This window comes from Microbulbifer maximicatervae (SeqCode), assembly GCF_052467615.1.
Window position 1 is genome coordinate 4707989 of sequence record NZ_CP174319.1, and the last position, 13878, is coordinate 4721866.

Below are 13878 nucleotides of genomic sequence, written 5' to 3' on the forward strand. Positions count from 1 at the left end.
GAGCTTTAATCTAGGGATAGCATATGAAGTGGGTACTGGCTGTAGTTTCGACAATTCTTTTGGCTCAGCCAGTTACTGCTGATGAACTCTTAGTGAGTTTTGGCGGTGGCCCGCAGCCTGATTCAAGTCAGAATAATAAAACCTTCGGGATAGATTACTCCTTTAAAACTTTTGAAAAGAGTTACCGTCAGCATATTGATATAGGTGTTAGCTATACAGAGCTAACTACTGATGCCGATGAAAATAAACGTATAAGAGCGTTTTCCATCTATCCTCAATTAAATCTATATCCCAGGCAAAGAAGTTGGGGGCAACCTTATTTCTTTGTTAGAGCGTTGGGTCCTAGCTATATTTCCAGCAACCAATTGGGAAACCGTCGTCAGGATAATAACTTTTCTTTTCAGGCACAGGTTGGATATGCTGCGCGAATTAACTGGAGAGGAAAAGAAGATCTGGTGCTAATGGTTTCCTGGAAACACTTCTCCAATGCCAACCTGTTCAGTGATAACGATGGAATAGATATTCCGTTTGTTATTAATTTGGGCATGAAAATCTAATTTCTAGTTAAGATAGCTCCCCAATAGTCACAGCTACTGGGGATAGATATAAAAGCTATTAAATGGATAGTTCTTTTATTATCGCGTCATTCAAATTTCTAACCCAGCGATTGTAGTTTCTGTGAATGGTGTAATATTTTTCACTATAGTCAAGCATATCGCTATCTTTATAGGTGATACTATAACTATTAAGGTTATATATAATATCTGCTTCAGCATGATGCTTGCGAACGTTAATGGTGGCTAATATTTTCCCAGGAGCAACTTGTTGGCAAGTCCAGTTTCTCTCGATGCACCCTGCAATAATTGATTTTTTAATTGAATCTTGAGTTTGAGCTGACCCGTCAAGACGATCGGGAATTAATCTACTTTCAATATTCATAATCGGATTGCTTGTACAGCCAGATACTATTAATGCAAAGGCTGCAATAGATATGGACTTAATAATATAATTCATGAAGTTTCCTTATTTGGGTGAAGCTAAATTTTATGGTTTCTAGAGATCCACTTGGCTACGTCATTACCAAGGGTGTGAACACAACGTTCGAGAACACTGCAGGAGCTTTTGAATTTATAAAATAAACCTCCACTTGAATTTCTGGTGGTCTTGAGAGTATCTATCAAGTCGCCGTTTTTGTAGAGTTCAGCCTCAATTGAGACTGATTTTTGATGGCTACCTGAAATATATCTTCCGCTATATGCATTGAGAATTGTTAATTTAAGACTGTATCCCTCTGATTGAATATCCAACTCTGGGTCTAGTGAACTGGCAAATCCATGCTTACCAAGAAATTTCTTGGTTGAGCTTGAAAATTGATAACCAAGGTTATTACACTCTTTAACTATATTGGATGCAATTAATTCTTCGTCGTGATATTCGGCTTTTTCATTGATGGAAATCAGGCCATTTCCGTAAGCGGATAGTGAGAGGCTGAAAACAGCACAAAACAATAAGATTCCTTTAATCTTCATATAATCTCTTTGTAAGTAAGGAGGAAACCACTTAAATAATCATAGATAAAACTATAAGTTGGGGAGGTCGTCTTAGGTTGCGTAATTTACCAAAATAAGTAGATAGGTAGTAGATCCTGGATTGATGGTAGAGGTGGATAAGTATTCATCATACGCAAAACGCAGGGTTAGCCCATACGGCTTAAAGACTGAAATGATGTAACTTTACTGATTTTAAGCAAACTAGATAACTCTATGATTTAAATACAAATTTTCTCAAATAATTACTCTTTTTTTATCCTGCTGAGTCACATAATTCCATCCATCGCTTAATTCCGGCGCTTCTGTATTTTTGTCGATGCAGGACAAAATAGAACTCTCGATGAAAGTCTCTATGTGGTACGGGTAGCTCAATAAGCGAGCCGCGCTTTAAAGCATCAGTTAATGAAACACGGGAAAGGCAGCTGATTCCCAGCCCCGCTTCTACGGCTCGCTTGATCGCTTCTGTATGTTGCAATTCCAATAGGATATGTAGTTGTGGCAATAGCCCTGCCATGGCTCTCTCAAAAGTCTGTCGCGTTCCAGAGCCCGATTCCCGGGTGATCCAGGTCGCACCGATCAGGTCTTTATCGGCGAGGCGCTTGCGGCCTGCCAAAGGGTGGTTTGGTGCACAGAAAACAACCAGCTCATCATGGCGCCAGGGGATGATTTCCAGATCCGGGTGATTGATCTCTCCTTCAATTAATCCCAGATCCAATTCAAAATTGAGCACCCTCTCGGCAATCGCTGCGGTATTGGCAACTTCCAGTTGTACTTGAGTACCGGGCTGCTCTTCCATATAACGAGCCATCACGCTGGCAGTCAGGTAGTTACCAATGGTCAGGGTGGCTCCGATCTTCAGGCTTCCCAGTTCCCGGTGAGTGGCCAGTGTCTGCTCAAGTTCCTGGGCTCGCTCCAGGAGTTCTTCCGCCCTTGGCCACAATTGCCGTCCCAGTTCATTGAGACGCAATCGCTTACCGGTGCGCTCGAACAGGCGCAACTCAAACTGCTGTTCAAACTCTTTCAGCGCTGTGGAGGCTGCGGACTGGGACATACTCAGGCTCTCCGCAGCACGACTGACATTTTCGTGATGGGCACAGGCAAGGAACACCTCTAACTGGCGGAGCGTGTAGCGCAAAGGGATATCTCCAGTTGATCGTTAAAATAGATAAGGAATATCGAAATATCCCACTTTGCCAATAGATCTTCTAGGGCTAAAATTCAACTATCAAGAGACTCGTGGAATAACCGGTTTTAAGTTTATGTCCAAATTGAATATAGAGAAGGTGTTGGAAGTCCATCACTGGAACGACACACTGTTTAGCTTCAAGACCACCCGGGATTCGGGTTTTCGCTTTGAGAACGGACATTTCACGATGATCGGTTTGCAGCAGGACAATGGCCGTCCACTGCTGCGCGCCTACTCTATTGCTAGTGCCAACTACGAAGACGAGTTGGAGTTCTTCAGTATCAAGGTTCCCGATGGCCCCCTGACCTCCCGCCTGCAGAAGATTAAGCCGGGCGATGAGATCTACGTGAGCCAAAAACCCACCGGTACTCTGGTGGCGGACCACCTGCTGCCGGGCAAACGCCTGTGGTTGCTGTCCACGGGTACTGGCTTGGCACCTTTCATGAGCATCATCAAAGATCCCACGGTCTACGAGCGTTTTGACCAGGTAATCCTTACTCACGGTGTTCGCTATGTTTCTGAGCTGGCTTACCAGGAGCAGATCGAGAACGAATTGCCGGAACACGAGTACTTTGGCGAGATGGTACGCGAGCAACTGCTTTACTACCCAACCGTCACCCGTGAGCCCTATCGGAATACTGGCCGCCTGACTGATCTCATGCTGTCCGGAAAGCTTTTCACCGATCTGGGTGTGCCCAAGCCGAGTGTTGAGGAAGATCGCTTTATGCTGTGCGGCAGCCCGGCAATGCTGAAGGATCTCACCAATATCCTCGATGACTGGGGATTCAAGGAGACCCGCGCAGGTGTACCTCACGAGTATGTGATTGAGCGCGCTTTCGTCGAAAAATAAGTTGGTCAGTCCAGCGATAAAAAAACCACCCTCGCGGTGGTTTTTTTATGGGTGAAATACAGATTCCCGAAACTATCCTGATCTTGTGAAACCCCTGCCTTCTATTCTGACTTGAGGGGAGCTTGCTGGGAGTGGCTAGATGAAGCTGTTTTCACTGGGTGTATTACTGCTTTCCTTGTTCTGGCTGGGTGCCTGTACACGGGTGCCGGAGGGGGTTGAGCCTGTCCAAAACTTCCAGCTACAGCGATATTTAGGTCACTGGTATGAGATTGCTCGATTGGATCACTCATTCGAGCGCGGCCTGACCCAGGTAACTGCCGACTACAGTCTCAACCATGATGGTTCTGTCGCGGTGATCAATACCGGCTATTCAAAAGCGCGTGATGCCTGGCAAATGGCGGAGGGGAGGGCCGAGTTTGTCGGCCCGAAAAATGTGGGCCATTTGAAAGTCTCTTTTCTTGGCCCCTTCTACTCATCCTATATCGTGATTGCCCTATCGGATGACTACCAATACGCGATGGTATCTGGCTACGATAAATCCTATCTGTGGATATTGTCCCGCACCCCAACCATGCCCAAGGATGTGTTGGAGCAGTTTTTACAGAAGGCCAAAGCTTTGGGGTATCCCGCCGACCAGATGATATTTCCCAAGCAAGAGGCTAAGCCGGGAAATAAACCTACGGCGAAGCCCTCAGGGTCGTGATCTATTCAAAAGCCTGCGTTCCCGCCACCAGCTTATACACACTAGTAACAGCAATATAAGGGCCGGCCATTGGCGCCCCAACAAAACCCTGTTTGCGTGATTATTTGCTTCTGGCCCTAAACGTGCGGCAGCCATTAGTTGGGTTTCCCTGGCATTCAGGGACTGCTGCCATAGAGGCCAGTCCTCTTTGGCAAAGATATAGAAGTCTAGTACCGACTCCCCTTCCAATTCAGTCCAAAGCTGGTGCCAACCTGAATTTTGGGGCCAGAAGCTGTAGCACTGACCCTGGGAACTTCTGCTTGCGGCGATTCCTTTGGTAGAGCGGGAGCTATCTTGAAACTCTGATAAGAATGGACTCTGATCAGAAAAAAGTGGGCTGCATAGGGTGATGCGTTCTTGTGTACGCGGTAACTCATTGGAGAGGATTACTGGCTGCTGACTACCCAAATGCTTGAGTTGGTAATCAATAATGGACTTCCACAGGCTGGCGAATTCAGTAGTAAAGCCACTGGTTAGCCAGCGATGGCTGTCACTAAATAGGATAAACCCCAGGTGTTGTGTCTCAGTCGAACGCCCCCAGAAAAGTGGGGGCTCTCCATTGCCCAGTAAAAAGTCGTAGGAGCCGGACTGTGTGACTTTGAAGCCAAGATTACGCAGTGGGGGAATCTCCGGATTGTCCGCTTTTTGGTAGCCAAAGCCGGAATGTAAGTGGGTGGCTTCTTCCTTTTGTAGAGGCATGGATTGGGCAGCAGCGTATTGGAGAAACTCTTCAGAGCTGTCGTCACTGACTAACCATAACAGTGACTTTGTAGTGGCCAGTTCGTTGAGCTGACGCTTTTGCAGAGCAGAAAATTGTGGCCACAAACTGCTGTCGAGTATCACTAAATCGAAGGGACTTTCATTCGTGAATAAATCCGCAGACTCGGTAAGTGGAAGGCCGTTGAGAGTTTCTTTTCTACTAATTTCAGGTGCCAACTGGGTCATCACTTGTGCTGTTACACCGGATTGGCGCAGCCAGCGAGAGAGGGCGGCCGTCTCAAAAGAGGGGCGTGCCAGCCACAGTAACAATTTGGGTTGGAGCGGTTCACGCACCAGGATGGGTAAAGGATCTGTATGGGTTTCGCCGGCTTCGCTTTCCGTCCGTACTCGGTATAGCTGGGGGCCTGCGAGTTTTGGAGTGGCAGTGAGTTGTGCCTGAATTGCTTCTCCCACTTTCAGCTCAAGACTGTCTTCAATATGGCCGTAGGGATTGAGCAAACTAATTCGTAGGTTTTCAGTTAGTGGCTGGTTGTTGTGAACCTTTAACTTTAAAGAATCACCCAGGGTAATTCGCCGCTGCCAGTCGAATTCCCAGCGGCTATCAGATTCCTGGATCTTCGATAACTCCAGGCGCACTGGTGCCAGGTCCCGCAGTTTGTCGCGGCCGAGTGACTCCCCATTGAGGGAGATATTTTCCACACCATTGAGATTTATTGGGTTTGAGCTCGCCAGCTGTTTGCTGTCGATAGAGATATTGCGCTCGGCGGGAATGATTGCCGGCTGCTGCCAGAGCATCCAGGCACTCAGCCAAATCGCCAGTTGCAGGCCATAGTCGAACGGCTTGGCGCCACGGCGGCGTAACAGTACGAGTGATGCTAAACAGGCCAACAGGCACAAGCCAGGTATCAAGAAATCAATCACAATGATTTCTCCCCTTGCTGGTGCAGCCAACGGCTGAAATGGCCGTCTGCCTCAGTTTGCAAAGGCAGTGAAGGCGCAGATTCCGGTGCTGGCAGTAGCTGATAGAGCAGCTGATTCAGGGAGTTCGTGCAATCAATACAATTCGGTTGCTGGTGGCGCTGCTGGTATAAACGCAGCTGTTTGGACAGCTCCAGGCCAAGATCTAATGATTGCTCTGTGGCTAGCTCATTTATCTGCACCAGCAGATCGGTATCGAGTTCGGCGCCAGAGTCTACCTGGGCCATTAGGGCGAGCACCTGTGCTCTTTGTTTTTGTTCAAAGGCACTGTCGACAGTTTTTGGCGCTATGTCTTCCCGTTCACCGCTAAGCCGGCGGCTTTCGTCTATGGGGGGCGCCTCGAACCCGACTCTTTGTAAGTAAATACGCGAAGCCTGCTGTACTTCCTTGATAAACCGCAGAGCCCGGTGCTGGTGGGGCAGGGAGGCTTGGGGCTCTATAACCGACAGGTCGCGCCAGGAACTCCACATGGCATTCAGCGCGTTGCGCAGTAGCTCCTTGGTTTGGGGGTCGAACAGGGTGGCATGCTCTGAGCTGTCATGCCGGTGTCCGGCAGAGGCAGCTATGCGCTCTGCCTGTTGGAAATGGGAGTCTCGCTGTGAAAAGGGAGTGGCATTTTCTTCGCCATGTGCCTGGTGCTCACCTTGTTCTGTATGATCGTGGCTATGGCCGTGTTCGGACTCCTCTTTATCATCGTGCTCCTCGCTCTCTGCGCTAGAATACTCCACTTCCGAATCCTCTTCGCCGAGAAAGCGGCCGTAGCGCATGCGCAGCAAATTCTGTTCATAGGCTAAACCCTCGGAGCGTTTGCGAAACGCCTGCGGATGCAGCTGCTCTCGCTCGGCTAGCAGGGCCTCGGTGTCAATAATCAGCTGGCGTTGGCTGCGGAAGTACTCCGGTAATATCTTAATCGCCATCCCCTCGCTGTCACTCAGCCCGAAAATCTCTTCTTGCGGCCAGCGCAAGATAAAGTGTTGGCTCTTGGCAATGTTGGCGCTGGGCTCGCGGTTATCCCTGGCCTCCAGATACCAGTAGAGTTCATCTCCCGCTTCCATGGAAAACTGGTGGATGGGCAGGAGGAAATCGTAGCGAGCTGCTTTCTTATCTTCCGAGAGGCTTGTTGATAAAGCAGTGGATTGCAAACTGGTGAGAGGAATACGCTCTTCGCGAAAGCGTAAATTTTCCCCGGTGCCGCTGGCGAGGGTGACCAATAAATCTGCAGAACTCACCTGGTAATCATCACTAATTATTACTTTCACGGGAATACCTTGGGTGCTCCCTTGAATGGTATCGACGCGCAGGCTGGGTGCCTCAAAGGTAAACTCCGGGGCACTGTCTTTATGCACCCGAATATTATGGATTTCCGGCAAAAGTATTTGGTTCTCCCCGAATTGCACTGAAAGCTGGTAAAAGTCTGCCTTAGCGATAGTGCGTTGTAATTGCCATTTTTTACTGGGTAGATTACCTAGCGGAGAAAAGATGAAGCGCTCAGCTTCGGCCAGCATTTCCAGCCCTTGCACCGGCTGATTCAATTCAAGTTGCCACTCGACCGCAGACTGCTCCGGCACATCGACTTGTAGGGATTGGCTGTCGGCTGCGAGCCCAGTGTAGGCGGGCGGCTGGATATGGGTTGCCGCCCGCGTTATGGCGAGTTTTTCGGCAACGGGAATAGCTGTATTTTGTTGCGTGGTCTCAGCTTTATCCCAGGTGAAGTGAGAATCGCTCAGTACAAATAACAATAGTCCCAGGCAGGCACCGAAGGCATTTGTCAGGGTACTGCGGAGTTTTTTTGGACCGAAAGGCGACCGGTCGCCACTTTCCAGCAGTTTTTGCAGCTCTGTTTCGATACGCGTGCGCTGTAATTGCTGCAATGGATTTAGGTTGGTTTTCTGTTGGCTAAGCAACTGGCTGCTGTCTTGCAGCTGTGGATATTGTCCATCCAACTGTCGACATAGGCTCTCGGGGCTTGGGCGCCAGCTGCGATCCAATAGAATTGCTACAACAATAATTCCAAGCCAGGCGAGCAATAGCCACTGTGGCCAGCCGAATACAAAAATACCCAAGCCTGCCAGAAGGCTGAGGCCAGTGGCAAGCCAGAGATAGGGCCGCAGGGCTGTCAGTTGCCAGCGCCTGCGCACAGCGTTAAGGGTGGACTCACGCTTATCCATGGTCGGCCTCCCCGTTACTATCGGTTGCCATGATGACTGCGGGTCGCGATAGGACAATTAGGCGTTCAAAAGCCAGAAGTAACAGTAGGGCGGCTATTAACCAGGGTTGCAGTTGTTCAATACAGCGGTTTTCTACCTCGCTGTCTTCTACAGGAAGGCCTGCCACTACTTTATTGGCAGACCAGTGGCCACGATTTTGGTGTTGCAGAGCCCAGTCTTGCCCAGACCAGTGCAGCCATAAGCGTTCAGGTAAATCTGCGCGGCGATAAAAGGCCTCACTGTACCAGTCACTTTCGTAGCGCAGCCAACTTCCCCGTCCCATTGAGGCCGCTTGAGCTGACTGGCTGTTATCCACAGCAACGAAGTTGAGATTATCGGTAGGGGGGATACTGTTGTCGGTGATTAACAGGCCGCCATCTGAAACAAATTCCAGCACAGCTTGTGGCAGGGGCGCGGGGCCCGTGTAGATCAACCAATCTGCCTGCTCGGCATTGGGAGTCTCTTCTTGTTCCTGAATATGCACCGATAGTCCCGGCATATTGCCTTGCCAGTCTTCTAGCACCGGCGCCCACCAGCTGGGCGCTTTGGCCATTAAAGCGATACTCGGTAATGCCTGGCTCGGAGCTGTGGATGCTTTGTTGAGGCCGTGCCACTGCCAATGGGGACTGACTCTTAGTGCCTGGTGGGATGCTGGAACCCCGTTGTTTATCAACAGGATATGAGCCCTGCGCAAATCCGCCCGGCGTGATAGTGCTGATAGAGTTTTCCACAGGTCCACATTTTGTGGTGGGGGTGAGGTTACGGAAGACGTTTCTGGGGATAACCACAGCACTTTATTACCTTCCCCGACAAGCTGCGGCAGTGAATTGTGGATAAATGTATTCGCTTCGTCCGCCCCAATTCTGGGGTCTACCAGTATCACGCCCTCTTGGGGATAAATTTCCCGTTTAATCAGCGGCTGAGCCAATAAACTTGCCAGCATGGCGACGATTAGCAGGCGCAATAGCAGCAACCACTTGTTATCCACAATAGGGCGGCGCGCGCGACTCTGTGAATATCTTTGTACCCATTGCAGCGCAGCAAAGGAGACCTGTTGTGGATTACTTCGGCGCAGCAAATGAATGGCGATAGGGATAATCAGGGCTGTGAATAGCCATAGCCACTGTGGGGATTGAAATAAGTTATTTATCCACAACATCTCAGCACAACCTGCCGTGCAGCTGAACAAATTGTCGCAGTGACTTTTCCACAGGCTGCTCGATAAGGTCGGTCTGTAGTGAACACTCCTGTGTGGCAAAGCGCGCTTTTAACTCGCTCTGCGCTTGAGCAAAAGCATCCAGGTAAGACTGGCGTTGCCGTTCGGCGTCCACTTCCAAAGCTATGGGTCCACTGGCGTTCGCTTCCGGGTTAAGGAGCTTTAGCTCTCCGCCAAAAGGAAAAGTCTGTTCGGCTTCAATTAACAACTGCAGCGGTAGGCAGGGGCGGCCGGCGGCATGCAGGCGTGCGGCAAAATCGTCGATCTCATTGCCCTGTTGAAAAAAATCACTCAGTAACACCACCTGACTGGAGCGTTCAAAGTATTGCCACAGCGGCGCCAGTTGAGTGTGATCTGGCCAGTGGTCGCTGGCGTCGAGTTGTTGTAGCTGAAGGGCGATTTGACGCTGGTGGCTCTCACCCTGGCCTTCGGGTACATAAACCGTCCGGCTGCTGTTAAACGCCAATAGGGAAAAGCTGTCTCCCTGGGCGTTGAGCAGCCAGCAGAGGCTGGCAATCCAACACTTGGCGTAATGCAGTTTATTCAGGCTGGGCTCGACAAAGCTTGCCTGGCCCAGGGAAGCGCTGGTATCGAGCACAAAGCACACGTGCATGCGGCTCTCCTGCTCTGTCTCGCGCACATAGTAGCGATCACTGCGGGCGAACAGTTTCCAGTCTATATGGCGAATGGAATCGCCCGCTTGATAGCCTCGGTATTGGTGAAATTCCAGACCGGTGCCACGGCGCTGGCTGTGTTGCACACCGAGCATCACGCCCTCGGCGATATGCCGCGACAGCCACACCAGATCGCGACAACTGGCTAGGGTTTTGGGGGACAGATATTCCACGCTGATCAGTCCCGGCCCGGTTCCGGCACCGCCGTCAGTAATTCGTCAATCAGCTGTGGCATCTGTACGCCATCGGCCTGGGCCTGGAAGCTGAGCAGCACCCGGTGGCGCAGTACCGGCAGTAACAGGCTGCGGATATCCTCGCGGGTGACGGCGAGGCGTCGTTGCAAAAGGGCCCGCGCCTTGGCGGCGAGAATCAGAGCCTGCCCCGCGCGGGGACCGGCGCCCCACTTGATCCACTGTTGCAGGGTATCGCTGCCGCTGGTTTCCATACGGGTGGCGCGTACCAGGGCTGCTACATAGCGGTACAAATCGTCGCTTACATGAATTTCCCGCACCAGTTTCTGCATTTCTCGCAATTGCTCTGCATCCAGGCTGGGGCTGGGTTTGACCCTGCTGGCACCGGTGGTGGAGCGCAGGATTTCAACTTCATCCCGCTCATCGGGATAGTCGATATGAATATTTAACAGGAAGCGGTCCAGCTGAGCTTCCGGCAGCGGATAAGTGCCGGCCTGCTCGATGGGGTTTTGTGTGGCCAGTACGAAATAAGGATCGGGCAATTTCAGTGTTTTACCGCCCACGGTTACCGAGCCTTCCTGCATGGACTCCAATAGGGCTGCCTGGGTTTTCGGCGGTGTGCGGTTAATTTCATCGGCGAGCAGGATATTGGTGAAAACCGGGCCCTGCTGGAATTTAAAAAAGCGCTTGCCGGTGCTGTGATCCTCTTCGAGGATCTCACTGCCGAGAATATCTCCGGGCATTAAATCCGGAGTGAACTGTACCCGTTTAAAATCCAGCGCACTGGCATCGGCGAGGGTTTTTACCAGCAGGGTTTTACCCAGCCCCGGCACCCCTTCGAGTAGGGCGTGGCCGCCGGCCAACAGGCAGATCAGCATCTGTTCCACCACAGGTTTCTGGCCGACAATCACTCGCGCAATCTCCTGTTGCAGATTGTCGAGGCTGTGCAGTTGTTGTTCGATACTATTTTCCAGGGTGGTCAGCATAATCAGCTCGTCAGTGCGTAAATAACAATGTTCACCGCAAATTTTGTGTTATCGATGGCGAGCCAGCGTTTGTTGCGGTAGTCGTAGTCCCATTCGCAGCCGAAATCTTTGTTGCTGTAAAGCACGGCGATACGGCCGTTTACAACAATGGCTTTCAGGTAGTCGTGTACCAGATCATCACCCCAGCCATTTAATTCAAAGCTGGTTACCGGCAATTCATCGAATTGAAAGAAACAGCGGTAGAGGTCGTGATCGTCCGGGAGCTTTTGCAGGCAGTCTTCGCCAAACAGCTTGGCCATTTGCGCTTCGAAGGATTTGGCAAAGAGACCGTCGATATCGTGGTTGCAGTCGTCGACAAATATAAAGCCACCGCGATTGACGTAATCGCGAAAATTCTTTGCCTCTCCCGTGGTGAATTGCACCAGCTTGTGTCCGGCCAGGTAGCAGAAGGGCGCCAGCAGCATTTTCTTATCGGCCAGCGGCACTATGTGCTCTTTGGGGTCAACCCTGAGATTGGTGTACTCCACCAGAGAATTGAGCAGGTTGGAGGGCATGCGCTGATCCACATCCCAGTCACCGGATTCGTACATCAAGCGGGTGAAATAAAAATCGTAGTGCTCCTGTGCACTACCCGGTGCGGTATTTTGTGCGCGTGTGCCCAGCGGCAGCGCTGCGGCGCAGCTACCCAGGATCAGGCGCTGGAGAAAAGCCTTGCGGGTGAGGGACACGGGATAACTCTGTTACTGCGTTGGTTTTTATTGTTGAGAGCAAAGGAAAGAAAGTGCTCCGTTCGAGACACGCTGTAAATACATCCCTGTACGCTCGTAATCGGCATCCATGCCTCATACGGTCTCGAACGGAGCACCTTATTTCCTTCTACCCATTTATTTTCAATACTGGGAGCTGACTGGTTTGCTGGCCAGCTCCCGTGTGGATCAGTGGTTAGCCCAGCTTGCGCTTGGTATTGATCACATTGATACCGTCGAAGCGTGCTGTGGAACTACCGTGGGACACGGCACTGGTTTGCATCGGCTGTCCCTTACCGTCAAAGAAGGAACCACCCAGACGATAATCATCTTTGCCGCAGACCTGCGAACAGGCATTCCAGAATTCCTGGGTGTTGGACTGGTAGGCGACATCCTCCACCATGCCGGTAATCTTGCCGTCTTCAATCTCGTAGAACAGTTGTCCACCAAACTGGAAGTTGTAGCGCTGCTGATCGATGGAGAAGGAACCGGCACCCACAATATAAATGCCTTTCTCCACATCCTTGATCATATCGTCGACGCTCAGCTCCTCCTTGCCAGGCAACAGCGAAACGTTGGACATGCGCTGGAATTGCACGCTGGACCAGCTGTCGGCGTAGCAGCAGCCGTAGGATTCCTTTTGCCCCAGCATATGTACCTGGTCGCGGGTGGCCTGATAGTTCACCAGCACACCGTCTTTTACCAGATCCCAGTTGCGGGTCTTCACGCCTTCATCGTCGTAGCCGACGGCGCCGAGAGAGCCGGGCTGTACCTTATCGGCAAACAGGTTGACCTTGTCGCTGCCGTATTGGAATTTGCCGCTGCGCCATTTATCGATAGTGGCGAAAGAGGTACCGGCAAAATTGGCCTCGTAGCCGAGCACGCGGTCCAGCTCCAGTGGGTGGCCGACGGATTCGTGGATGGTGAGCCAGAGGTGGCTTGGGTCCAGCACCAGGTCGTACTTGCCCGGTTTGACCGATTTAGCCGTAAGCTTTTCCTTGGCTTGTTGCGCCGCCAGGCGTGCGTCTTCGGCCATATCGTAGGAGTCGCGGTAGAGCACTGTCTGTGCTTGGATCTTGTCTTCGGCGCGGCCATCCAGGTATTCAAAGCCGCGTCCTACCGGCTGGCTGAGGCCCTGGCGGGTACGGAAACCGCCAGTTTTCTTGTCCACTGCGGTGACCGAGAAGGGCGCCCACAAACGGTGAACGTCCTGGTCGATATAGGAGCCGTCGGTAGAGGCAAAATACTTTTGTTCATTCACCAGGTACAACATGGAGTTGATATAGCTGGCGCCGGCATCCATAGCGGACTTGTTCACGTCCATTAACAGGTCCACCTTGTCGGCCAGGGGGATCTGCATAGCGTTTTTCTGGATGGGTGTCTGCCAGCTCACCTCGCCGTGGCCTTTTACCGGAGCCAACTGTACGGGCTCCTGCTGGTACTTGGAGTTGGCCTTGGCGGTAGCTACTGCCTGGCGGGTGGCGCGAGCGACGCCATCGGCTGTCAGGTCATTGGTGGCAGCAAAGCCCCAGGTGCCGTTGGCAATAACCCGAATCCCCATGCCGATAGATTCGGTGTTCACCACGTCCTGCACTTTCATCTCGCGGGTGATCACATATTGGTTCAGGTAGCGACCAATACGCACATCGGCATAAGTGGCGCCGAGTTTAGTGGCGGTATTCAGGGCGACATCGGCAAATTCTTTTTTTACCGAGAGATCAACACCGCTTTGCGTCAGTTTGCTCTCGGCGACCAGATTGCCGGACAGCGGCAACATGGAAACACCCAGGCCGGCACCGCTGAGCTGGAGAAATTTTCTTCTTTCCATTTCG

The 13878-nt window shown here is 51.4% G+C and carries 13 protein-coding genes; 3 read left to right on the forward strand and 10 right to left on the reverse strand.

Annotated elements, in window-relative coordinates; translation table 11 throughout:
* The first annotated feature begins 23 nt into the window (after positions 1–23).
* Positions 24–557: an acyloxyacyl hydrolase gene (locus tag ACJJIM_RS20790; protein ID WP_413663953.1), complete on the forward strand. Its 534-nt coding sequence runs from the start codon at positions 24–26 to the stop codon at positions 555–557.
* A gap of 58 nt (positions 558–615) precedes the next feature.
* On the opposite strand, the gene ACJJIM_RS20795 is transcribed toward ACJJIM_RS20790, so the two are convergent.
* The 3 genes from ACJJIM_RS20795 to ACJJIM_RS20805 form a co-directional block, all read right to left on the reverse strand.
* On the reverse strand, positions 616–1014 hold the full coding sequence (locus ACJJIM_RS20795) for a hypothetical protein (RefSeq protein ID WP_413663954.1): 399 nt from the start codon (positions 1012–1014) through the stop codon (positions 616–618).
* Positions 1015–1037: 23 nt separating this feature from the next.
* Positions 1038–1529, reverse strand: coding sequence for a hypothetical protein (locus ACJJIM_RS20800; RefSeq protein ID WP_413663955.1), 492 nt, complete (start codon positions 1527–1529; stop codon positions 1038–1040).
* A gap of 274 nt (positions 1530–1803) precedes the next feature.
* Complete coding sequence (locus tag ACJJIM_RS20805) at positions 1804–2685, reverse strand: LysR family transcriptional regulator (protein WP_413663956.1); 882 nt, start codon at positions 2683–2685, stop codon at positions 1804–1806.
* A 124-nt stretch (positions 2686–2809) separates the two neighbouring features.
* Between ACJJIM_RS20805 and ACJJIM_RS20810 the strand changes: the two genes are divergently transcribed.
* Both ACJJIM_RS20810 and ACJJIM_RS20815 read left to right on the forward strand, forming a co-directional pair.
* On the forward strand, positions 2810–3586 hold the full coding sequence (locus ACJJIM_RS20810) for a ferredoxin--NADP reductase (RefSeq protein ID WP_413663957.1): 777 nt from the start codon (positions 2810–2812) through the stop codon (positions 3584–3586).
* Between the two features lie 139 nt (positions 3587–3725).
* Positions 3726–4289, forward strand: a complete 564-nt coding sequence (locus tag ACJJIM_RS20815; protein WP_413663958.1) for a lipocalin family protein — start codon at positions 3726–3728, stop codon at positions 4287–4289.
* Here the strand turns inward: ACJJIM_RS20815 and ACJJIM_RS20820 are convergent.
* From ACJJIM_RS20820 to ACJJIM_RS20850, 7 genes are all read right to left on the reverse strand, one after another.
* Positions 4278–5969 (reverse strand): hypothetical protein, encoded by a 1692-nt coding sequence (locus tag ACJJIM_RS20820; RefSeq protein WP_413663959.1) that lies wholly within the window; start codon positions 5967–5969, stop codon positions 4278–4280. The genes ACJJIM_RS20815 and ACJJIM_RS20820 overlap by 12 nt on opposite strands.
* Positions 5966–8194: a hypothetical protein gene (locus ACJJIM_RS20825; RefSeq protein ID WP_413663960.1), complete on the reverse strand. Its 2229-nt coding sequence runs from the start codon at positions 8192–8194 to the stop codon at positions 5966–5968. Before ACJJIM_RS20825 ends, ACJJIM_RS20820 begins: the two co-directional genes overlap by 4 nt.
* Positions 8187–9392 (reverse strand): BatA domain-containing protein, encoded by a 1206-nt coding sequence (locus ACJJIM_RS20830; protein ID WP_444911870.1) that lies wholly within the window; start codon positions 9390–9392, stop codon positions 8187–8189. Before ACJJIM_RS20830 ends, ACJJIM_RS20825 begins: the two co-directional genes overlap by 8 nt.
* 1 nt (position 9393) lies before the next feature.
* A complete protein-coding gene (locus ACJJIM_RS20835) occupies positions 9394–10296 on the reverse strand; it encodes a DUF58 domain-containing protein (protein WP_413663962.1) in 903 nt (300 codons plus the stop codon).
* Between the two features lie 5 nt (positions 10297–10301).
* Positions 10302–11300, reverse strand: a complete 999-nt coding sequence (locus ACJJIM_RS20840) for an AAA family ATPase (RefSeq protein ID WP_413663963.1) — start codon at positions 11298–11300, stop codon at positions 10302–10304.
* 2 nt (positions 11301–11302) lie between these two features.
* The gene (locus ACJJIM_RS20845) at positions 11303–12028 is read right to left on the reverse strand and encodes a DUF4159 domain-containing protein (protein ID WP_413663964.1); all 726 of its coding nucleotides are present in this window, start codon (positions 12026–12028) and stop codon (positions 11303–11305) included.
* 214 nt (positions 12029–12242) lie between these two features.
* The gene (locus ACJJIM_RS20850) at positions 12243–13874 is read right to left on the reverse strand and encodes a TldD/PmbA family protein (protein WP_444911871.1); all 1632 of its coding nucleotides are present in this window, start codon (positions 13872–13874) and stop codon (positions 12243–12245) included.
* Positions 13875–13878: the final 4 nt, after the last annotated feature.